The 22,746-nt window shown below is 35.3% G+C and carries 16 protein-coding genes, 2 pseudogenes, 1 riboswitch and 1 other annotated feature; of the genes and pseudogenes, 2 read left to right on the top strand and 16 right to left on the bottom strand.

Annotated elements, in window-relative coordinates; genetic code table 11:
* Nucleotides 1-89: 89 nt before the first annotated feature.
* The 9 genes and pseudogenes from rhaA to BN1066_RS20795 all read right to left on the bottom strand — a co-directional run bounded on the left by rhaA (nt 90) and on the right by BN1066_RS20795 (nt 10,046).
* The gene (gene rhaA / locus BN1066_RS10955) at nt 90-1,346 is read right to left on the bottom strand and encodes an L-rhamnose isomerase (RefSeq protein ID WP_077319474.1); all 1,257 of its coding nucleotides are present in this window, start codon (nt 1,344-1,346) and stop codon (nt 90-92) included.
* Nucleotides 1,346-2,761: a rhamnulokinase gene (gene rhaB / locus BN1066_RS10950; protein ID WP_077319473.1), complete on the bottom strand. Its 1,416-nt coding sequence runs from the start codon at nt 2,759-2,761 to the stop codon at nt 1,346-1,348. The genes rhaA and rhaB overlap by 1 nt, the downstream gene beginning before the upstream one ends.
* Nucleotides 2,762-2,923: 162 nt before the next feature.
* Nucleotides 2,924-4,240 (bottom strand): MFS transporter, encoded by a 1,317-nt coding sequence (locus tag BN1066_RS10945; RefSeq protein ID WP_077319472.1) that lies wholly within the window; start codon nt 4,238-4,240, stop codon nt 2,924-2,926.
* Nucleotides 4,241-4,269: 29 nt separating this feature from the next.
* Entirely contained in the window at nt 4,270-4,584 is a 315-nt protein-coding gene (gene rhaM / locus BN1066_RS10940) for an L-rhamnose mutarotase (protein ID WP_077319471.1), read from the bottom strand.
* Between the two features lie 992 nt (nt 4,585-5,576).
* Nucleotides 5,577-6,173, bottom strand: coding sequence for an energy-coupled thiamine transporter ThiT (thiT, locus tag BN1066_RS10935; RefSeq protein WP_077319470.1), 597 nt, complete (start codon nt 6,171-6,173; stop codon nt 5,577-5,579).
* A 164-nt stretch (nt 6,174-6,337) separates the two neighbouring features.
* A riboswitch (TPP riboswitch) is annotated at nt 6,338-6,439 on the bottom strand.
* Nucleotides 6,440-6,732: 293 nt separating this feature from the next.
* Nucleotides 6,733-7,547, bottom strand: a pseudogene (locus BN1066_RS10930) (dTDP-glucose 4,6-dehydratase).
* Nucleotides 7,548-7,868: 321 nt separating this feature from the next.
* Nucleotides 7,869-9,119: an ABC transporter permease gene (locus BN1066_RS10920; protein WP_077319469.1), complete on the bottom strand. Its 1,251-nt coding sequence runs from the start codon at nt 9,117-9,119 to the stop codon at nt 7,869-7,871.
* A 15-nt stretch (nt 9,120-9,134) separates the two neighbouring features.
* On the bottom strand, nt 9,135-9,425 hold the full coding sequence (locus tag BN1066_RS20800) for an ATP-binding protein DrrA1-3 family domain-containing protein (RefSeq protein ID WP_245799768.1): 291 nt from the start codon (nt 9,423-9,425) through the stop codon (nt 9,135-9,137).
* Nucleotides 9,426-9,440: 15 nt separating this feature from the next.
* Nucleotides 9,441-10,046: pseudogene (locus BN1066_RS20795) on the bottom strand (ABC transporter ATP-binding protein).
* Between the two features lie 1,311 nt (nt 10,047-11,357).
* Here BN1066_RS20795 and trhO point away from each other — a divergent pair.
* Nucleotides 11,358-12,329 carry an oxygen-dependent tRNA uridine(34) hydroxylase TrhO gene (gene trhO, locus BN1066_RS10910; RefSeq protein WP_077319468.1) on the top strand — a complete coding sequence of 324 codons (972 nt, stop codon included), beginning with the start codon at nt 11,358-11,360 and terminating at the stop codon, nt 12,327-12,329.
* Between the two features lie 153 nt (nt 12,330-12,482).
* Here trhO and BN1066_RS10905 read toward each other — a convergent pair whose 3' ends face one another.
* Entirely contained in the window at nt 12,483-14,177 is a 1,695-nt protein-coding gene (locus tag BN1066_RS10905) for a methyl-accepting chemotaxis protein (protein ID WP_077319467.1), read from the bottom strand.
* 738 nt (nt 14,178-14,915) lie between these two features.
* On the opposite strand from BN1066_RS10905, the gene BN1066_RS10900 reads away from it, so the two are divergent.
* Entirely contained in the window at nt 14,916-15,395 is a 480-nt protein-coding gene (locus tag BN1066_RS10900) for a glutathione peroxidase (RefSeq protein WP_077319466.1), read from the top strand.
* 330 nt (nt 15,396-15,725) lie between these two features.
* Here BN1066_RS10900 and BN1066_RS10895 read toward each other — a convergent pair whose 3' ends face one another.
* The 6 genes from BN1066_RS10895 to BN1066_RS10870 all read right to left on the bottom strand — a co-directional run bounded on the left by BN1066_RS10895 (nt 15,726) and on the right by BN1066_RS10870 (nt 22,746).
* Nucleotides 15,726-16,448 (bottom strand): amino acid ABC transporter ATP-binding protein, encoded by a 723-nt coding sequence (locus BN1066_RS10895; protein ID WP_077319465.1) that lies wholly within the window; start codon nt 16,446-16,448, stop codon nt 15,726-15,728.
* Complete coding sequence (locus tag BN1066_RS10890) at nt 16,441-17,100, bottom strand: amino acid ABC transporter permease (protein ID WP_077319464.1); 660 nt, start codon at nt 17,098-17,100, stop codon at nt 16,441-16,443. Before BN1066_RS10890 ends, BN1066_RS10895 begins: the two co-directional genes overlap by 8 nt.
* Before the next feature lie 236 nt (nt 17,101-17,336).
* Nucleotides 17,337-18,113, bottom strand: coding sequence for a transporter substrate-binding domain-containing protein (locus BN1066_RS10885; protein ID WP_077319463.1), 777 nt, complete (start codon nt 18,111-18,113; stop codon nt 17,337-17,339).
* A gap of 27 nt (nt 18,114-18,140) precedes the next feature.
* Nucleotides 18,141-19,304 carry a M20 family metallopeptidase gene (locus tag BN1066_RS10880; RefSeq protein WP_077319462.1) on the bottom strand — a complete coding sequence of 388 codons (1,164 nt, stop codon included), beginning with the start codon at nt 19,302-19,304 and terminating at the stop codon, nt 18,141-18,143.
* 998 nt (nt 19,305-20,302) lie between these two features.
* Nucleotides 20,303-21,742: a proline--tRNA ligase gene (gene proS / locus BN1066_RS10875; protein ID WP_077319461.1), complete on the bottom strand. Its 1,440-nt coding sequence runs from the start codon at nt 21,740-21,742 to the stop codon at nt 20,303-20,305.
* A 148-nt stretch (nt 21,743-21,890) separates the two neighbouring features.
* Nucleotides 21,891-22,107 (bottom strand) — a binding site (T-box leader).
* A gap of 174 nt (nt 22,108-22,281) precedes the next feature.
* Nucleotides 22,282-22,746, bottom strand: coding sequence for a GNAT family N-acetyltransferase (locus tag BN1066_RS10870; protein WP_077319460.1), 465 nt, complete (start codon nt 22,744-22,746; stop codon nt 22,282-22,284).

Raw genomic sequence — 22,746 nt, 5'->3', positions numbered from 1 at the left:
GTTCCTTCCTTTGAAAATTTCTATATCGATAATCATTTACTTAAAGTTGATCATTGAATTTAGTAGATTGAATAATATATATTTTAAAGTTAGTCTCTTTTTGAAAGGACAGCTGCTTCATATTTGTTAACTTCATCAAACCATGCCATACCTGTAGGAACTTTCATTTCTTCACAATAATAATCCCAAATTGTACCAAAAGGATATGTTTTAAGCTCTTCCATCAAGGCTAACCTTTCTGTGAAATTACCCTTTTCTTGTAAATCTCTTAAATAATGATTTGGGGTAAGTAAGGCATATAATAATGATTTAATCATATTTCTCGTTCCTATTGTCCAAGCTGCCACACGATTAATACTGGCATCAAAGAAATCGAGTCCAATCCTTACTTTATTTAACGCGTCATTACGGACAATTTCTAAACCAATTTCACGTAATTCATCATCTAAAATAATCACATGGTCACTATCCCAACGTACGGGCCTTGAAACGTGTAAAGCTAATTGATCACTAAATAAGAGCATTGCAGAGATTTTATTAGAAACCACTTCTGTTGGATGGAAATGTCCCGTATCTAATAAGCATAATTTGTTATTTTTCAAGGCATAACCTAAATAGAATTCATGTGATCCTGCGACATATGCTTCTGACCCAATTCCAAATAATTTGCTCTCTACAGCATCAACATTATATTTTTCATCCATTTGAACAGAAAAAATCTTGTCTAATGATTCTTTTAATCTTCTTCTTGGTGTTAAACGATCACTTGGGATATCTTTATAACCATCAGGAATCCAAATATTTGTTAATGCAGGAGTACCTAATTCTCTTCCGAAATACTCACCAATTTTACGGCAAGCAATAACGTGACGAATCCAGAATTCTCGTATCTCTTTATTAGGATGAGATAGTGTTAAGCCATCTGCAGCCATTGGGTGTGAAAATAAAGTTGGGTTAAAATCCAATCCCAGGCCATGTCTTTTTGCCCACTCCACCCATTTTTTAAAATGTTTTGGTTCCAATTTATCTCTTCCAACAACTTGACCATTTGTCTCCGCATAAATGGCATGTAAGTTAACTCGATGCTTTCCTGGTATTAAGGAAAGCGCCTTTTCCAAATCACTCCTTAGTTCTTCAGGCGTCCTTGCTTTCCCTAGATAATTACCGGTTACGTCTATTCCCCCTGATAGTTCTTGCTGGTTTATCTCAAACCCGGAAATGTCATCCCCTTGCCAGCAATGAATAGAGATCGGTACTTGTTTTAAATGATTTAGCGCTTCTTCAACATCTATTCCTAATTTTTCATACTGTGCTTTTGCAAGTTGATAGTTTTCAAATGTAGACATTATTTTCCTCCGCCTCTCTTTCTAAACGTTTTTAATACAAAGGAATTCTTTATGATGTTTCGGGCTTCATGAATATCTTCAATTTGCTCTAACGCAATTAGTTGAGATATTATATTTCCAATTGCTGTTGCCTCTGACGGACCTGCAATTACTTCCTTTTCTGTTATATCTGAAATTAATTGATTTAAAAGATTATTTTTAGAACCTCCGCCAATAATATTTATTTGATTAAAATTCTTTTCGTAAATTTCTTCAATCTGTTCAATTGTATTTTTATAACTGATTGCTAAACTATCAAATACACACTTCGCAACTTGTCCCGGTGTTGTTGGTTCGGATTGCCCTGTTTCCTTACAATACAATTGGATTTCCCTAATCATATTATTTGGTTTTAAAAATCGGTCATCATCTACATCAACAATGGCATAAAAATGCTTTTCTTTTGCTGCCATGTCAGAAAAATCAGCGAAACTATATTGATCTTTATAATTTCGTTTCACCTCTTGTATCATCCAAAGCCCCATGATGTTTTTTAAAAAACGATAGCGATAATCAAACCCACCTTCATTCGTAAAATTATAGTCTAAGGCTTTTGTAATACATATTGGAAAGCGGTTTTCAACGCCCATCAGTGACCATGTTCCTGAACTAATAAAGATTGTTTCATCCGTTTCCGGAACAGCGAGTACAGCTGATGCAGTATCATGTGTAGCCGGAAGTATTACCTCCATATCAAAACCAAATTCTTCAACTAATTGTGGTCTTAAGCAACCGATAGATTCCTTTGGGAGCAAAATCTGTTGAAACATTTGATCATTTATGTCTAATTTTTTCAATAAATCTCTATCCCATTTCTTAGTAAAAGCATTAATCAACTGTGTTGTAGTTGCATTAGTATATTCATTTACTTTTACTCCAGTCAATAAATAATGGAAGTAATCGGGAATCATTAAGAACGTTTTTGCTTTTTCTAATAGCTCTGGATATTTTTTCTTTACATAATATAGCTGATAAATAGAATTAAATTTTTGAAACTGTATTCCAGTCTCTAAATATAAAAGCTCTTTACTAATTATTGAAAATACCTCATCCATCATGCCGTCTGTTCTTGGGTCACGATAAGAAACAGCATCCATTAGCAGGTGGTCATTTTCATCTAATAAAACAAAATCAACCGCCCATGTATCGACACCAATACTTACTGGTATTAAGCCTTTCTTTTTAGTTAGGTGAATTCCTTTTTTTACTTCTGCAAACAGCTTCTCTATATCCCAGCAAAAATATCCATTCTTTTGAATTAATCTATTCTCAAATCGATAAACTTCATCTAAAATAATTTTCTTATCTTGTAAAAATCCGGCAATTACTCTGCCACTTGATGCACCTATATCTACCGCCAAACTGCAAGAATGCATGATCTCACCTTCCAATTTTGCAAGAATACATCAGATTATAGTAGTCGCTATACGAATTCAACCTTATTTAACTATAATAAATGATATTCAGATATTAATAAACAAAAATTAACACAAATAAATATTTATGTTTTTTATTTTGTTTTGTTTCACTAAAAATTTTTACACCGTATAGTGTTCTTCTGATGTTGTTAAGTTCCCATAACGTTCTTCCTCTATTTGACGTAATGATTTTCCTCTCGTATTTGGCGCAAGTATAATGCCAATTACCATATGAATTACAAGAAACGTAATCATTACGATACCTGCAACTTTAAATCCAAGAGTTGCCATAATTGTTGGTAATATAAACGACCATAAGGCAATACCTGTACGAACAATAAAATACATATACCCCTGGGCAGTGGCACGGTATCTAGTAGGAAATAATTCACTTGTCCATAATGCGTAAAATGCTTGAGCCCCAATTCCAGCAGCTGATCCCCATAAGACAACAAATGAAATTAAGGTTGGCCATGTCATTGGCATAAAGGTAAGGATTATCCATGCAAGAATTCCCATAAAAGCACCAATACCAAATACTATTTTGCGACTATATTTATCTCCTAACTTCATAAAAATAAGGTAGGTAGTAATTACGGTAAACATCCATAAGAATGCTTGAAGTAAATTAGCTTGTTGGTTACTTAATCCGCCTACATTTTCATAAATATAAGGCATAAAGTAACCCATTGCACCAGCGGTTAAATTCCAAAATAAGTAAATACCTAATAATAAAAACAATGCTTGTCTATTTGGCTTGAGAGAAATTAATTCTTTAAAAGAACTTTTCCGCTTAATACCTTTATCTCTCTCATTCTTCTCCTTAGCTTGCTGTTCTTCCCAAATTTTTGACTCAGGTAGTCCACGCCTGATATATAAAGAAATTCCAGCAATTATAAATAGATGTAAAAAAATAATTCTCGATCCTAATAATCCTAGTGGTGCTAATATTACTGCTAAAGCAAACGTAATCATTGGACCAATTGACCATGCTAATTGAGCTGTTCCAACATGCGCAGCCCGCTTATTTTCTGGTGATTCTTCAGCTATATATGTCCAAGAAACCGGAACACCAGCACCTACCGCAATTCCGGTAATGATTGTTCCGAGAAGTAACATTGGAAAATTTACGGAAACTGCAATTAAGAGAACACCAATCATATAGACTAATAAATCATAGCTAAAAATTAGTCTTCTTCCATATTTATCAGTTAAAGGACCACCAATCAACGCACCTAAAGCTGCACCTAAAGCATTCGCGCTTAATGCACTCAATAAGCCAACACCAATACTATCTATATGAAGATAGGCTTGCCACATTGTTAAACTACTAGCAGCGGCAATGATAGAACCTGCTTCTATATAGTTTGCCATGGAAATTGCAATGGTAGCTTTCCAGCCTGTTACTTCCTTTGCTGCGAACCTTCTTTTACTCATTAGCCTTTCCTCCTAAATAAAAAATGGGTCTAATCCATATGGAATACTTCTTCTAAATGAACAGTTACTGGACTATCATCTGAATTCGTTTTCATAATTGGTGCCATAAATTCCCACCATTTTTGATTTATTTTTGTTTTTGCCATATTGGTCCATAATTTTTCATCTTGAATTTCTACATAACCAAATAATTTATTCGTTTCTTTCTCTAAAAAAATCGAATAATTTTTAGCGCCATGTTTCCGAAGTTCATGGATCATTTCCGGCCAAATTTCTTGATGACGATTCATATATTCCTCGTGCTTATCAGGATAAACTGTCATGACAAAAGCTTTTCTAATCATTCAACATCATCCTTTTTTGATATTTTAAAAAGAAAATGAACGCCTCATGAGAACGATTACATTTTACTTACATGTTAATCATAATGCTAAACAAACAAAAAGTCAACACATATTAGTTTTATTTATATTTGTTTATTTGTTTTTATGTTTGATTTTATTGTTTTTGGTTTTTAACGAGGGGCAAGAATTATACCACCTTTTTATTTGGTTATGTATATCCATTGCATATAAAAATAATTTCTCACATTCGACATAACGAATAATATCCACACGACAACGTTTCGTGAAGGAAAACAAAAGCTAAAAACGCTCGGTTAACGGCTTACAAACTGAATACCTGGCGAGATAAAGAGAACTTCATTTAAAGAGTTTTTTCCCTGTCTTGAAAAATCACGGCACTTATTCAAGAGGCTTTCTCTTCCTTGAAAAATCGCGGTGTATCACTACGTAGCAACTCTGTCCTGTCGACTCGAACAAATCGGGGACTTAGGAGCCGTTTTTCTCATCAGTACTCAAAAATCATAAGCAAATCTTTGAAATGAGAAAAATACGGATTCTTACATTCGGGATAAAGAAAACATGCTTCTAAAACAGAGGGGTGTTGACGCCTGTGAGCGGCAAGCCCACTTTTAGTCGGTTTTCCATTAGATTCCAACCGATGTTAGCTTATCGTAGGAAGGTGAGCACGGTAGTTTGATCGCTTTAGCTAAACAGCAGCAAGCGAACTACTTTCAAAAAAAGTTTCACCATGCGAAACGGATATAGCATCGAACTGTTCCTATAATTTCCTTTTGTCATCTAAAATTTATTATTGTACTTTTGGTATTTTCCACTGTCATCCAACAATATAAATAGTTAATATACAATAAAATTAAAAACCTTGAGAGACTAGGAGTCAATCAAGGTTAAGTTTGTTTCTTATCCTTCATTTTTTACAATTTTAGCGCATTATTCGCTTTTGACGTTTAGCTAATCAACAGTAGTATTTTCATTTAGGAAACTTTTTCCGATTTATTCCTAGAACTGCTATTCTCCATAATGATTCTGGGAGCACTGGCTAAAACAGCAACCAGTATAACAGAACATAAAACAAAAGCACCTAACATGGTCGTTCCATTTGCTACTAAGGAATAAATAACTGGGGACATACCATCTGGTGCATACTTTCCCCAAAAAACAACACCAGCTATAAAATGCCAAAAGTAGCGAGCGAGACTGCCTACCAAAGTTGCTAATACAATCCATGCCAATGCCGCTTTTTTATGCCCATTTTGAAAGGACTTTTGAATAACAGTGTAAAAAAGCCCGCCAAATCCAACAAAAGCAAACGCAATAAAATATTCTATCATAAACTGAACTGGTGTTACATAGACCGCATCTCCAAATACTACTTGTAAAAGTCCCCATAAGAAACCGGATAACAGCCCGGCTACTACCCCTCTGCGAAATGCTAGAATAAAAATTGGTACCATTGCAAAAGAAATGGAAATTGCTGGTGATATCTTAATAGAAGGCAATATGTCTAAAATAAATGCAAATGCTGCAAAAAAAGCTACCTCAATCATCACCAATAGTCGTAAATTTTGCATCAAAAATACTCCCCTTTCATGATATGAAACCTCAAGGAGAGCGTAGTGATACACGTTAAGTGTTGTATGTGTGAAAGATTTTATTTATCCCATGATGGTATGGCAAAAGCAACTTACTTTTACGTATTAAAAATAAAAGTAGACTGTACCTATGGGATAAACATAATCGTCGTTTTCCACATCCCTACGCTAGTACTAACTAACAGGTTCAAAGGGTCAGAACAGAGTTGTTCACTCTCAGCAAAAAAGCTCCCCTTGTGGTTTCTAAATATATTTTATTTTCATTATAATAGATAAACTTCTTTATGAACAGTGTTTTAGGTTTTTTTATTAAGGTTATTAAATATTTTTGTAGATAAAAGAAGGGACAATTCAGACATAAATGCCAACGATTAAGTCTTGGTATTTATAAGTAATCTCGACTTGTAGCTATCTACTATCAAACGTGCATAAACACAAATAGCTAATCCTAGTTTTAAAAAACATAAAAACCCTGGAAACATTACTTTAGAGACCAGTGATAAAAAAAACAAACTAGTGCAACCAAATCTTTAATCAATCATGTGTATTGTTTCTCAAAATAATTTTGATACTCCCCACTTATAATTTGTTTCCACCACTGCTGATTATCGATGTACCATTGAACTGTATGAACAATTCCGGTGTCAAAAGTAAAAGTAGGTTTCCAACCTAACTTTTCTAGTTTAGAAGGATCAATTGCATACCGTTTATCATGACCTAGGCGATCTTTTACAAACTCAATTAATTCTTCTGATTTACCTAAAGTTTTTATAATCGTTCTAACAACTTCTAAATTAGTTCGTTCATTATGACCACCTATATTATAAACCTCCCCATTGGCACCCTGATGTAATACAAGGTCAATGGCTGCGCAATGATCATGGACATGTAACCAGTCACGAATATTTTTTCCATCGCCATACAGTGGAACATTTTCATCGTTAAGTACTTTCGAAATGGTTAAAGGAACCAACTTCTCTGGGAAATGATATGGTCCATAATTGTTGGAACAGCGTGTGATATTCATTGATAGTTTATAGGTTTCATGATAGGAACGGACTAATAGATCAGCGGCTGCTTTACTTGCGCTGTATGGACTATTCGGCTGAAGAGATGTTTCCTCTGTGAAAAATTTTGTTGAATCAAAATCTAACTCCCCATATACTTCATCTGTAGAGACATGGACAAACTTCGAAACATCTACAGCCTTTGCAGCATCTAGAAGGATTTGGGTGCCTAATACATTTGTGCATATGGAAATTTCTGGTAGGGATACTTGTCTACCATAAATTGCACGAAGTTACCACCTATAAATCCAGCTCCACCAGTCACTAGCACTTTCTTCGTTATCATTTTTATTTTACCCCTTGATTTAATTCATTCAGGTAATAGGCTAAAGCTTCTTGCCAAGTTGGTAAGGTAGTAAAACCATTTTCGATTAATTTAGCTTTAGACAATCGTGAATTTTTCGGTCTAATTGCTGAGTAGGAAAACTTCAAACCAAGAAAGGTAGTTGGAGTGATGAACAACACCCATAGGATCACATTCTACATAACGCACTGGGATTTCATCACTTTTAACCCACTTCATATAGTCTCTAGTCCCTCTCTTCCTTGTTTCTTGGATAAATTAACTTGCTTTAGAATCCTACTGACACAAAGGTACCAGTTCCCTTTAGTTAAACCTAAATAGTCGAACAGACAATAAGAGGAATACAACTCCCATACTAAATAAAACCGTAACGGGTAAAAGTATTGAATTCAACCCTTCTCCGTAAATTAGCAAGTTATTAAAACCACCCATTGGCCAGGCAGTTAGTGTCACATGAGCCACTTTCTGTAACCATTCAGGTACAATGTATAAAGGCCACCATGACCCTCCTAACACAGACATTGATAAGACGATTAATAAAGATACTCCATTGGCTTGGGCACGCGTTTTACATAATGAAGCAATGATCATTGCAAGCCCTGTAGCTGCAAACGCAGTGGCAACTATTAAGATAATTAATCCTAGAATTGAGTTACCTAACCACATTCCAAACGCAAAATGGCCAACAGTGAATAAGACAAACATTTGAAATAATGCGGTTAAGAAATTGGATAACATTTTTCCACTCAAGATGGATAATCTAGATATTGGAAGGCTTTGCAGTTTTCGTAATGTTCCACGATCACGCTCATCTAACAAACTTGTAGCAGCGGTTGCGGTCCCTAATAATACAAACATCACCGCATATCCAGGTACGTTGGATTCAAAAGGTGTAGCCTTTCGCACTCCTTTATCCAATTCCGCATTTTCTACATTAACTGTTATTGGTGGGTTGTTGACATACTCCTCACTTTTTTCTTTGATAAAATTGATCTCTTCGGATGGATCAACTTTTACCCTATGCATTTGTTCAATTTTAAATACTGAGCTTTGCAGTACTGTAATTGCAACTTTATTAGACACTTGTCCCATGGATAATTTAGATGTATATTGAGAGACAACATCTGTTACTACACCAGGAATAACTTTATCAACTGGATCAGCTATAACAGTAACTTCAGCATAATCTCCTTCTTCCACTTTTTTAGAGAACCCCTCCGGTATAACAATTGCCGCTTTTGTTTCAGTTAACATACGCTTTGCCTTTTTTATAGTCATAGGTTGTTTCTCACCTTTGGAATTCTTATAGGTCTTTACTAATTTCAATGCCTGAGTATCTTGTAAAACATCTAGTAGACCATTGGTCGCCTCTCCCACATCATTCACTACAATTGGAACTGAAAATTGCTCAACCTCACCTTCCGTAAACATTCCTGACAACGCAAAACTAGCAATTGCAATAACAATTATTGGTGTCATAATTAAATATGCAAGTCCAGGAATATCACGCAAGAATATATGTAAATCCTTAGCTGCTATATGCCATATTTTCATATTCAATCCTCCTTTCTAATCGCGTAACTTTTTACCGGTAAGCTTAAGAAAGACATCTTCAAGATTTGACTCCCTAACATTAAACTTACCTACTTTGATACCTTCTTGCCTGATTATCCTTAACACTCTTTCTGTAACTTCTACTATATTAGAAGATTGAATATAAATAGTACTATTGACTAGATTAACGAGATCTACATTAGGAACATTTTGAATTTTCTCAGTAACCATATGTTCCATAGTATTAACTTGAATCTCCAGTTGTTTTTCGCCATGTTTATTTATTAAAGCTGATGTATAGTCCACATCTAAAATCTCACCTTAATCATAAATTGCTACCCTATTACATAAGGCTTCAGCCTCTTCCATATAATGAGTTGTATAAATTACACTCATGTTTAATTCATGTACCAAATGCTTTATAGAATTAAAGATATGATTACGAGACTGCGGGTCTACCCCTACTGTAGGCTCATCCAAGAAGATAACTTCTGGTTGATTTAACAATCCTCCAGCCAAATTCAACCGACGTTTCATACCACCTGAATAGGATCCTACCTTCTTTTTTGCAACATCATGGAGTTGTGCAATATCTACTGCTTCATAAATCCGTTCTTTCTTAACTGTCCCTTTTAAACCGTAAAGGTTAGCCAAAAAAGAAAGGTTATCATAACCAGTTAGCTCCATATATAATGCCAAATCTTGAGGTACTAAACTCACTTTCTCTTTTATATGTTTCATATCTTTTTTCACATCATATCCTGCAATAATAGCCGAACCACTGTCAGGTTTTAAAACTCATGAAAGCATGGAAATCAGCGTTGTTTTACCAGCACCATTTGGTCCAAGTAACCCTAATACTTCACCTTTAAAAACATCTAAGTTTACATTTTTAACAGCTTTATATGATCCAAAAGATTTTGACAATTCACTGACAGAAATTACTTTTTTCAATAATTCTCTACTAGAAATTCTTTCCGTATACTCATTTATATTTTCTACAAATTCTCCCAAACGTATTCCCCCCTTAATAAATATTTTTGTAAATACTCCAACCTAAATAATTACTTTATAATTACCAAATAATTCTACAACTTCTTTTTTTCCGAAAATTTCTTTTAAATTACACTAAAGTTCGGCATTGATTAAACGAAAAAACTTGAATAGGCATTTGTGCATATACTTAAACTTCAAAACATGTACCCTTGATTTAGGAGAAGTGGTCAAAGGAGGTATAAAGGATCAAGAAGTTCGAGTCGACGAAATTTCGAGTAGCACGCTTGTTCAGTACTGACTTCTACGTTACTTTAGGGCCGTGATCGCTTTTAGTAGAAGGTCCTTTAGTAAATACATGGGCATAAGTATAGCTTCCTCTCAAACCTTTCTCACAAAGGAAAGGGGTTTTCTTTTCCAAGGAACGGAGAGCTAATGAAGAAATTGGATATGTCATTCCAATTCAAAAATTGTTGAAAGCCACATATCGGATTTTAAAGACCAGTTTTTCCGAACCCAAAGCCTCGATCATCATGGACGCACTCTCATCTTTTTCTTTGCAATATCAATCTAAAGGTTCATTTTGAGTCCTCCTTGGTAGTTTAATTTTGGGGATATTACTAACTAAGCCTAGCTTATTACCTAGTTGCTAAGGTCTATACTTTTTGTTAGCGAATTAATGCATGGGATTAGCAAAGAAAAATTGATATACTTTTTAATCAATGATAGCTATTTTAAGAAAAGATAGATAATTATATAAAATCATTAAAATTTAACCTTTAGCTAATAATTACATAGGAAATAAATACTACGTAGTAGATATCAATAACCCATTTATAGTAAAAAATACCTTTAAAATTAATAATATATATTACTTGTAGTAGTATGTCAATATTTTACGAAATAAGTTGGCTTATCCAAACTCCATTCGCAAGTTCTGCAGACAGAATTTATTCATTTCCATGTTCTTTAAGCGTTCACCCGATCTATACCTTTTCTTATTTTTAAAATTCATATAAAGTTCGCTCAGGAATACATAACTGAGTTTTTTTAATTCGAGCAATTAATGGATTGCTCACACGTTAAGCACTCGAACAGACTATGATAAACCTTTTGTACAAAATTTCACAAACTAGAATCTGTCTAAAAAAAGTGCTACAATGTACAATTGCAAGATAGAAAAAAATGAATAACGACTACCATACATTTGTATCTTGCAAATATAAATGATAGGTGGTAAACAACATGGAAAGCAATAAAAATTATGAGGTTTTATTGTATTATAAGTATGTTCACATTAAAGACCCGGAAGGATATGCAGCTGAACATCTTAAATTTTGTAAAGACTTGGGGTTAAAAGGAAGAATTCTAGTAGCCCATGAGGGTATCAATGGAACAGTTTCTGGCACAAAAGAACAAACAAAAACCTACATGGATACGATGCATCAAGATCCTCGATTTGCGGATATGGTTTTCAAAATTGATGAACATGATGGCCATGCTTTCAAAAAAATGCATGTTCGCCCTCGCAAAGAGCTAGTAACATTGCGCTTAGAAAATGATATTAATCCAAACAAAACAACAGGTAACTACTTGTCACCAAAAGAATTTTATGAGGCTATGCAAGATGAGGATACCGTTGTGATTGATGCACGTAATGATTATGAATACGATTTAGGACATTTTCGTGGTGCGGTTCGTCCTGATATTCGGGCGTTTCGTGAACTTCCTAGTTGGATTCGCGAGCATAAGGATGAATTTAAAGGTAAGAAAATTTTAACCTATTGTACAGGTGGTATCCGCTGTGAAAAATTCTCCGGTTGGTTACGCAAAGAAGGCTTTGAAGACGTTAATCAATTACACGGTGGTATTGTCACATATGGTAAAGATCCGGAAGTACAAGGAGAATTATGGGATGGAAAATGCTATGTTTTTGATGAACGCATTTCAGTACCAGTGAATCAAAAAGAACATGTAATTGTTGGCGTAGATTATTTTGATGGTAAACCATGTGAGCGCTATGTAAACTGTGCAAACCCAGAATGTAATAAACAAATTCTCTGCTCCGAGGAGAATGAACATAAATATTTACGCGGCTGCACACATGAGTGTCGAGTAAGCCCTCGTAACCTTTATGTAAAAGAACATGGACTTACAAAAGAAGAAGTAGAGGCCCGACTTGAAGCGATAGGTGAACGTTTAACAATGAAAGCATAACTTTTTTATAAAATGGGGTTTGTTTTCTAAGTCATTATCGACTTAAAAACAAGCCCCATTTCTATTCATTTCAAATTCAACCTACTTTTAAAGGTAACTCTTTTCCCAAGTGGATGTAAAGTGATACATGGTACATGGTGAGAGACTCCAAAATTAATCCTTTGAATCAAATTTATTCACTAATTGTTGAAGATCTTCTGAAATCTTTGCCAAATTTTCAGAAGAAGTTTCAATTTCCTCCATGGATGCAAGCTGTTCTTCGGTTGCTGCCGATACATTTTGTGTTCTATCAGATGCTTGCTCAGCTACTGATTTAATACCCTCTACAGATTGCTGAACTTTTGATACACCTGAAGACAAGCTGTTAATATCTTCGCTAATATGACTAAATTGATTTACGATATCAGATATGGCATATTCTATTTTTTCAAATATTTGCCCCGCATCATGGACAACCGATGTACCTAAATTAACAACTTGCTTCGTGGAATCCATCGACTCTACCGTTTCATTTGTATCACTTTGTATCGTCTCAATCAGCCTTGTTATCTGTTCAGCTGATTGACTGGATTGTTCTGCAAGCTTTCTTACCTCTTCAGCGACAACGGAGAAACCTTCACCATGGACTCCAGCTCTTGCTGCCTCTATTGCTGCATTTAGAGATAGCAAATTCGTTTGTCCAGCGATATCCGTAATAGCTTTATTAATCGTGCCTATTTCTGATAAACTCTGGCTTAAGTTTTTAATCGTTTTACCTAGCCCAATTACATTATGATTAATTATTTTCATTTGTTTGGTAACTTCTTCAATTGATTCTTTCCCTTGAACCGACATATTAGCAGATTCTTTAGCGTTATCTGAGATAACGGTAGCATTATTTGCGATCTTTTCAAAGCTGGTAATCATAGTATTCAGCGTGCTAGCTGTTTCTTCAATATTATTCAATTGATTCATTGATCCTGCTGCTAGTTCCTGTATGGTTGAAGCAATATGCTCAGAGGCTTGGGTATTTTGCTGAGCACTGGCAGTTAACTGTTCGGAAGAAGACACAACATTTTCAGAAGCTTCTTGTGTAGACCAGATAATATCTTCAATTGCCTTAATCATACTATTATAGGATTTAAATAATTGGCCTAGTTCATCATCAGCTTGATATTCTCCTGTTGTTAACTTACCATGTTCTACTTCTGCCATGAGACGTTGGATCTGTTTAATTGGTTTTACAATAGCTTTTACGATTAATAGGCTAATAATAACAAAAATAACAATACCGGCAGCAGCTATTCCAAAAAAGGTAACTGTAGCTTTTTGTAAATTATTCTTATTTTTAATGTTGATTTCATTTGCTTTATCGGAAAAGTATTGTTGGATATCAGTCATTACTTTATCTAATTCAGCCCGTTTACTTGTAACATGTTCTAAATAATATTCATATGCCTTTTTCTGATCTTTTTTTGCCATTTCAAGAGCAGTTGTTCTTCCTTTAATATAAACATCGATAAGTTCATAATAGGAATCCATATCGATGATTTCTTTTGGAAAAAGTTCTTTTGACTCCAGATTTAAGTTTTCATTTACTAATTTATCAATATTTTTTATCAAGGCATCATATTTTTCTTGGTCATCCGTCCTCATTGCTTCCATTGCAGAGGCATCAATCTTAAAATTATTTTTTTGCATCTTTCCAAGCTTATCAATTGAGATCAAGTAATCTTCATACATTATTTTTGAGTTTTCTTCCATGTCATGTAAATACTTAAAACTGAAAGCAAATATGGTAACTAGTAATAAAACAGCTAAAATAACGAGTAGGGAAAGTTTCTTTACGATTTTCAAATTTTTAATCATGTTTATTGGTTCCTTTCTTTATGGAGTTTTTTGCTCAAATAGTTAGAATGAATTTTATTGCAGGTGGAAAAACTTGGACATTTTAAGAATCATGACCAAGCCAATCTAGTAATTAAATATTAAACAGGAAACTGAAAAACAGGACTATTGACCTTATTATTTTAAATTTTCATCGCATTACCAGCCAGTTAGTACCAACATCATAGTCTTTTTACCTACTTTTTTCAACTAATACCTATACTAAATATACAATAATGACGACATTTTATCGACAAGTAGCATTCCTTATTTAGGAAATTTGTCACATTTACCTCATAAATGGCCCAAAAATGTTCTCTCTTATTATAATTTGATCAAAATCCGATGTGTTTTTTGTCTGTTTTCTACAATGAAAACTGTAGGCGTAGTTGATATGATAAATTTATACTATGAACGGGGAGGGATAATAAAACTTTCTTTTTAGGGGAGGAGATAACGAGCCAGCCAGTTATGTTTCAGTTAATATGTCTTTCTATGCTAGTTTTGTTTCATTCATATTTAATAATATTTGTTCACCTTATTTATGGTTCATTTTTCAGGCAAACGATGTAAACGATTACTCTATCTGTTTTTATATACCTTCCTACATACAACGATCAATCATTATTCATACCCCACTTTTTTCAACCATTTTTTCAAACAAGGTTTTTGACAGCTGTTACTCCGGTTGCTATCCTTTTCAAAAAGGAGGGATCACTCATGTCTGTTTACGATTTTCAAGTAACTTCAATCGATGGTAACAAAAAATCATTAGCAGATTACAAAGGTAAGGTTCTACTAATTGTAAATACAGCAAGTAAATGTGGTTTTACTCCCCAATTTAAAGGATTACAGCAATTATATGATACGTATAAAGACAAGGGCCTTTACGTTCTTGGTTTTCCTTGTAATCAATTCAACAATCAAGATCCAGGATCTGATAAAGAAATAACACAATTTTGCCAGATTAATTATGATGTTACATTTCCTATGTTTAGTAAGGTGGAAGTAAAAGGAGAAAATGCTCATCCCTTATTTAAGTATCTTACAGAACAAGCAAAGGGTATGTTTACGAAACATATTAAATGGAATTTTACAAAATTTTTAGTTAATAAACAAGGAAGAGTAATTAATCGCTACGCCCCCCAGACAAAACCTGAACAAATAAAAAAGGACATTGAAGCAGTGCTAAAAGCATAGTTTGTGTTTCGACTGATGACGTTCTGTTTAACTTTGAAGCGTTCTCTCTCGACTTGGCGATGTTTTGTTTCAACCTCGGAGCGTTCTCTTGACTTGATGACGTTCTGTTTAACTTTGAAGTGTTCTCTCGACTTGGCGATGTTTTGTTTCAACCTCGAAGTGTTCTCTCTTGAATTGATGACGCTCTGTTTCGACTTTGGAGCGTTCCCTTCCGAATTTGGAACTATTTCTGCGTTCATTTATCTGAATTACAATTTAATAGAGTCAAAATAAATAATCCCGGATCCTATTTTCAAATGATGCGGGATTATTTTTCTTACTATGCTGTCTCTATAAAACTTTATCCAGAAAATCTTTGGCACGCGCTGTAGCCGGTTCGTTGAAAAATGTTTGGGGTTCTGCTTCTTCAATTAATTTTCCATCATCTAAAAACAAAATACGATCTGCTACTTCCTTGGCAAAATTCATCTCATGGGTGACAATTACCATGGTTATCCCTGAATGAGCCAAATCTTGAATGACGTCCAGTACTTCTTTAACCATTTCCGGGTCTAATGCTGAAGTCGGTTCGTCAAATAGCATTATTTCCGGCTCCATAGCTAATGCTCTGGCAATCGCGACCCGTTGCTTTTGCCCGCCTGATAGACGGCTAGGATATGCGTTTTCCTTATCTGTTAAACCAACCTTTGCCAATAATTGTCGTGCCTGTTGGTGTGCTTCCTCTTTGGCAATGCTTTTTACTCTTTGTGGTGCATAGGAGACATTATCGATTACGGTCATATGAGGAAATAAGTGAAAATGTTGAAAGACCATTCCGATATTCTTTCGCACTTCTAGCTTATTTATTTTTGGTTTGGTTATTTCTTGATCTTTTAACCAAATCTTCCCTTTAGTTGGTGTTTCTAATAAATTTAAACAACGTAAGAAAGTCGACTTACCAGAACCAGATGGGCCAATAATCGCAACAACTTCTCCTTGATTGATCGTTGTAGAAATATTGTTTAGTACGGTATTTTTTCCGAACATTTTCGTTATATTTTCTGCTTTAATCACTTTGACGCAGCCTCCGTTCTAGTACTCTGCCAGCTTGAGTTAAAATATAAACCATGCTCCAATAAATTAATCCGGCAACTAATAATGGTTCAAAATTTCGATATAAATCTGCACCAACTACTTGTGCCCTCCGCATTAAATCTAAATAACCGATTGTCGATACTAGCGCTGATTCTTTAGTTAAAGTAATAAACTCATTCATCATAGCCGGTAATATATTTTTAAATGCTTGTGGAAGAATAATATGAAGCATCATCGGTTTATATGGAATACCTAATGCTTCTGCGGCTTCGGTTTGCCCTTTGTCTACGGCTAAAATTCCACCACGAATAATTTCAGAAACATATGCTGCTGAATTTAGTCCAAAAGCAAGAACTGCAGATAAAAATGCAGATATATCATAGCCTGTTAACTGTGGAACAGCATAATAGATAATCATTAATTGTAAAATCAGCGGCGTTCCGCGAAATATGGATGTATATGCATCTGCAAACCATTTTAATAATGGCAGCTTCGTAATTTTACATAAGGATAACAATGTACCTAAAATAAATCCAATTACAATTGAAACAATGACAAATTTTAAAGTAGCCCCTATTCCCTCTATAATAAAAGGAATATAAGGCACGATTTGGCTGAAATCCAAATTCATGCCTTAACACCTCACTTTTCTCTCTGTATTCGTTCTAAAGCTGAAAATTTCTTAAACATACAGTCAAAGCAGTAAAAGAACCGTACCGAATACCTCACTTCATTCTGCAACTCATATGAAGTTTGCTAAAACATTTATCAAAAGTTCAAACTCATCGACAGCGCAAATTACTAACGGCTTCCAAATCAATGTTGCCTTACAGTTTTCACATTTTTAATAAACCATAATCTGACTTATTATTTTTTATTTACCCATTTATCTTCTAATTCTTTTAATATTCCATCTTTTTCAAATTTAGCGAGTACTTTATTGACATCAGCTACTAAATCGCTCCCTTTTGGAAAGGCAATCCCCATTCCAGGTGAGCTTTCAGTTGGGTCAGCAAAAACTTTCAAATCTTGTTCCTTGGCATAGCCATCTGCAACTGTTTTATCCATATAGCCAACATCAATACGATTTGAATTCAATTCTTGAACGAGAAGACCTGCCTTATCGACCTTTTTTATTTCGAAGTCATATTCCTTTGCAAGTTTTTCTGCACCTTCTTCTTGAATTGTCCCTAGCTGCACACCAACTTTTTTCCCTTTTAAGTCTTCGATAGAGTTAATATTAGAATCCGCTTCTACTAAAAAACTTTCTCCCGAACGGTGATATTCTGTTGAAAATTCCGCATTCTTTTTGCGTTCTTTTGTTGCACTCATTCCTGCCATAACCATGTCTACTCGCTTTGCCTGTAGTGCCCCAATCAAACCATCAAATTGCATGTCCTCGATTTCTAACTTATAACCTAATTCATCCGCAATCATTTGTCCCAACTCAATGTCAAATCCTTTAAAATTGCCTTCTGGATCTCGGGATTCAAACGGCGGAAAATCAGCTGATGTTGCCATTTTCAGTACTTTTTTATCTTCTTTACCCGACGAACCTGAAGCTTTATCTTTACTTTCTCCGCACCCGGCAATAACACTTGCCATCACGATAAGAATAAGGATCATACCCATTAATTTCTTCATTATCTATCACTCCAATGTTTTCATGTTTTATTCAAGGTTGTTCTTTTTAAACTCTTCTTTAACTGCTGTGAAGAGAGCAGGAGTTGTAACTACTTCATAACCTGTCTCTGCTAGTGCCAACGCTCCATCTGCGATAACTTGATGTCCTGTTTCGGTAATGGTCATATCTGCAAATTCCTTTGTATGGGCAGTTAACCCTGGTTGATCAAACCCGATATATGGATGAATCGCCGGAACAACATGACTCACATTTCCCATATCAATCGATCCGTAGCTTTGCCTAGCTGGCAGTACTGGTTTTTTGGTTATTTGTTGCAAATGCTTCGTAAATGTTTTGGATAATGCTTGATTCGTAACCATATTGTCATAGCTTAATTCATAATAGGAAATCTCCAATGTTGCCCCTGTCATCATGGCTGCACCTTCTGCAATGTTTTTCACCTTAGCTACAATATCCTCTAATACTTTACGTTCTTTTGCTCGGACATAAAATTGTGCAACTGCTCGATCAGGAAGAACGTTAGCAGCTTTTCCACCTTCTGAGATGACACCGTGAATTCGAACATCTGAAGGTACATGTTCGCGTAACGCGTTGATACCATTAAATAATTGAATAACGCTATCTAAAGCATTAATTCCTTGTTCAGGTGCTGCGGCAGCATGGGCGGTTTTTCCAAAGTAAGCAAATTGAATGGCATCCATAGCCAAGGATTCGCCACTTTCATAAGATTGATCTGCTGGATGCACAATCATTGCTAGATCAATAGAATCAAAAACCCCTTGTTCACTCATTGGTACTTTAGCACCATTTGTCTCTTCTGCTGGCGTTCCTAACACCACTACACTTCCACCAATTTTAGTTAACTGTTTACTTAATATAACGCCAGCACCTACACTCATGGTTCCGATTAAATTATGTCCACAACCGTGGCCAACACCCGGTAATGCATCATATTCAGCTAAATACGCAATTACTGGTCCAGGTTTCCCACTTTCAAAAGTAGCTTTAAATGCTGTTTCCCTTCCAGCAATACCTGTTGTAACATTAAATTGATGATCTATTAGAAAATCAGCTAAAAGTTTCATGGATTGATACTCTTGATCACCTAATTCTGGATGTTCATATAAATGATCGCTAATCTTACATAATTTGTTATGAATTTTAATCAATTCTTCTTTTAAACTGTCCATTTGCTTCGCCTTCCCAACTGGTTATTTATTAATCTGTATGTATATTTATAACACTAATTGTATCATTATTCAATAAAAAATTGATTTTTATTAATTATTTTTAAGAAATAGAGTGCTGCGGAAGTTATAAGGTTGGAAGCTTTGGGTAGAGATAGTGTAGAATTTTATGAACTGCATCTTTAATTTATGAATGCAACCGAAAATGAATAAAGAAAGTATAACTACAAAGGAATTATAGAAGTATCTTATTCTACTTATTGGAAGCAAATTAAAGAAAACAACGGAAGTTTTGTAGTATCCAGTTGAAAGAACAAAGCCCTTCTGAAATTCAATACATCGTCTTTTTAGAAACAGTTAAGTTTTTTGTCCACTTTAATTCCGGATAGAGCATTTTTGACACTTTCTACAAGATAAAGTGAATCTTCAATCAGTAGGGTTTTCTTTTATTGCCAACTGATTGTTAGAATGACAGAATCGTTATTTGAATTGCAGTTGAGTCTCATGCTTTTTCTCCTAGATTCACCTCGTGGCATGAAGGGGAGGTCTTACAGTCAGTTGCGGGATAAAAAAGTATTTTAACCAATTACGTGATACCTTTCCATATAAAGTCTTTTTATTTTATAAAAAGTAAAATTCACAACGTTTATCCAGTGGAAGTCTATAATTATCTGGATTATCTTTTTCATTCATTATATCTTACATTTAATTTAAGCTAGGTAACGAACTTGCCTAGTTGCATGAACGAAGTCGACAAATTGCTTTTTTAAGGTACAAAAAAAGAGGGGGGCCCCCTCTTTTTTATCCCGCATGTAAGGTGCCGTAAGACTCCCACTTCAAAAGCTTGAGTTGATACAAAAGGTCTAAGTGGGAGAAAACGGCACCTAAATGCCCGATTCGTTCAAGGGCCTTTAGATCATACCCTTGTGGTACTAACATTCAGTAGGAGATGGAAGAAAACTCCTACTGAATGAAGGTTCATTTTATCTTGTCTTTGCATTTTAATATGCTTTTGCCCAATATACTAATTGCTTTGCTTCTTTACCGCAGCAAACACAAGTATCAGCTACTTTTTCCTGTTCAAATGGTATACAGCGAGATGTTGCCAATGTTTCTTCTTTAATTTTTTCTTCACATGCTACATCGCCACACCACATTGCTTTAATAAATCCTGCTTTTTCTTCTAAGATAGAAGCAAATTCCTCCATATTTGTTGCTACACTTGTTTTTTCTTCCAGATGCTGTTTCGCTTTATTATATAAATTTTCTTGGATTTCCTCTAATAAAGCCGGCAAGCGAGAAGCAAGTTCTGCTAAAGCAACAAATTCCTTCTCTCCAGTGTCACGGCGAACAAGGACAACTTGTTCCTTTTCAATATCTTTAGGTCCCATTTCAATTCGTACTGGGATACCTTTCATTTCATATTCATTAAACTTCCAGCCAGGCATTTTATCACTAGCATCCATATCTACACGAACAAGTTGCTGTAACTGATCACGTAGTTCATATGCTCGATCCAATACGCCTTCTTTATGCTGAGCAATCGGAACAATCATTGCTTGGGTTGGTGCAATCCTTGGCGGGATGACTAGGCCACGATTGTCACCATGCACCATAATCAAAGCCCCCATGATTCTTGTAGAAAGCCCCCAGGAAGTCTGGTGCACATACTGACTATCCCCATTTTCATCTAAATACGTAATATCAAATGCTTCTGCAAAACCAGATCCGAAATGATGAGAGGTAGCGGATTGCAATGCTTTACCATCATGCATGAGACTTTCAATCGTTAATGTATACTTCGCACCAGCAAATTTTTCCTTATCTGTTTTTCTTCCCTTAAGTACTGGAATTGCTAAATGTTTTTCTACGACATCTGCATAAACTTCCAGCATGCGCTCCGTTTCTTGCGAAGCTTCCTCATCTGTTGCATGGGCAGTATGGCCTTCTTGCCAGTGGAATTCGGATGAACGTAAAAATGGTCGGGTTGTTTTTTCCCAGCGAACTACATTGGCCCATTGGTTGTAAAGCTTCGGTAAATCACGATAAGAATGAATGTTTTTGGAATAGTAATCACAGAACAATACTTCTGACGTAGGACGAATGGCAAGGCGTTCGACTAATTCTTCATCTCCACCGTGAGTAACCCAGGCTACTTCTGGCGCAAAGCCTTCTACATGGTCCTTTTCCTTTTGTAGTAAACTCTCAGGAATAAATAGTGGAAAAGCAACATTTTTATGGCCTGTATCTTTAAATTTCTTATCCAGCAGATCACGAATATTTTCCCAAATGGCAAATCCATACGGTCTAATGATCATTGTGCCACGAACTTGGCCATAATCAACCAACTCAGCTTGCTTTACAACATCCGTATACCACTGTGCAAAATCATCTTCCATTGCAGTAATCTTTTCTACAAATTGCTTATTTTTCTTACCCAAAACGCCACACCTCTTTATTCATTAAATTATTCTTTTATATTTGTTTTGTTAACTAACCGTTGAGCGCTTAAGCCGGACGATACACTTTCATACCCCACCACGCAGAGTCAAATATAATTTCATAACCATTAAAAAAATCCTCCATCCGATAAGGGACCGAGGTAGGTGGTACCACCCTTGTTTGCAATCAATGATTGCACACTCTCTCATTGGTAACGGAATGATCCGCGCTATCTTACAGCTGTTGGGCCTTTTAATAGCGAACTCCGGAGTAGGTTCTAATGATCGTCTTTGGAAATTTGCAGCAACCATTTCCTCTCTGGAAAAGACGGCTTCATTATACTAGTCTCCATCCATGCTTCAACGATGTAATTTCACTATATAGCTTGATATACAGAAAGTCAAGATCTTGGTAAGGGCTTTTCATACAAAGCAAAGCGATCTTCCCCCTCACCCGCAACTCGTTAGAAAAACTTGGCTTGTCGCCAAACCTTTATGGTGAAAGCTATCGTTTTTCTTATACTATAAACCATAAAGTTTTATACTTTCCTATAGTGCAAAAAAGTAAAACCATTTTTTTGGTAAAAGTCATTCAAGCGAGGATTATCGCTGACGCAATCTAATCGTATGACTGCTCCAATTTTTACTGCTTGTTTACTAATACAGTTTAATACTTTTTCACCAATTTGTTTGCCTCCATGGTCGCGATGTACTGCTAAACGATGCAAATAAAATGCATGATCTTCTAGCTTTCCCCATAAACGCCTGTCCCATTCATTTTGCTCAGAAGAAAGGCTAAACGTTGCAACGGCTTCCTTATCTAATTCAACCATATAGGTTATGCCAGTGCGTATATCAGTTTCAATGGCATCATCCTCTTTCCCAGATAAAAGATAAGCCCACTGGTTAATCCCTTGTTTCTGAATCCACTGGGCTGCGTTTTTCAATATGGTTAATACTTCTTCTCTATCTGCCAATGTTGCTTTTCGAATTAAAACATCCAT

Source organism: Virgibacillus proomii (genome assembly GCF_900162615.1).
Lineage (GTDB): Bacteria > Bacillota > Bacilli > Bacillales > Amphibacillaceae > Virgibacillus > Virgibacillus proomii.
This window is presented reverse-complemented; position numbering and strand designations above follow the sequence as displayed.

Bases quoted from the DNA above. Each gene is read 5' to 3' on its own strand.
- rhaA (WP_077319474.1), bottom strand. From the start codon at position 1,346: ATGTCTACATTTGAAAACTATCAACTTGCAAAAGCACAGTATGAAAAA.
- rhaB (WP_077319473.1), bottom strand. From the start codon at position 2,761: ATGCATTCTTGCAGTTTGGCGGTAGATATAGGTGCATCAAGTGGCAGA.
- BN1066_RS10945 (WP_077319472.1), bottom strand. From the start codon at position 4,240: ATGAGTAAAAGAAGGTTCGCAGCAAAGGAAGTAACAGGCTGGAAAGCT.
- rhaM (WP_077319471.1), bottom strand. From the start codon at position 4,584: ATGATTAGAAAAGCTTTTGTCATGACAGTTTATCCTGATAAGCACGAG.
- thiT (WP_077319470.1), bottom strand. From the start codon at position 6,173: ATGCAAAATTTACGACTATTGGTGATGATTGAGGTAGCTTTTTTTGCA.
- BN1066_RS10920 (WP_077319469.1), bottom strand. From the start codon at position 9,119: ATGAAAATATGGCATATAGCAGCTAAGGATTTACATATATTCTTGCGT.
- trhO (WP_077319468.1), top strand. From the start codon at position 11,358: ATGGAAAGCAATAAAAATTATGAGGTTTTATTGTATTATAAGTATGTT.
- BN1066_RS10905 (WP_077319467.1), bottom strand. From the start codon at position 14,177: ATGATTAAAAATTTGAAAATCGTAAAGAAACTTTCCCTACTCGTTATT.
- BN1066_RS10900 (WP_077319466.1), top strand. From the start codon at position 14,916: ATGTCTGTTTACGATTTTCAAGTAACTTCAATCGATGGTAACAAAAAA.
- BN1066_RS10890 (WP_077319464.1), bottom strand. From the start codon at position 17,100: ATGAATTTGGATTTCAGCCAAATCGTGCCTTATATTCCTTTTATTATA.
- BN1066_RS10885 (WP_077319463.1), bottom strand. From the start codon at position 18,113: ATGAAGAAATTAATGGGTATGATCCTTATTCTTATCGTGATGGCAAGT.
- BN1066_RS10880 (WP_077319462.1), bottom strand. From the start codon at position 19,304: ATGGACAGTTTAAAAGAAGAATTGATTAAAATTCATAACAAATTATGT.
- BN1066_RS10870 (WP_077319460.1), bottom strand. From the start codon at position 22,746: ATGGATGTTTTAATTCGAAAAGCAACATTGGCAGATAGAGAAGAAGTA.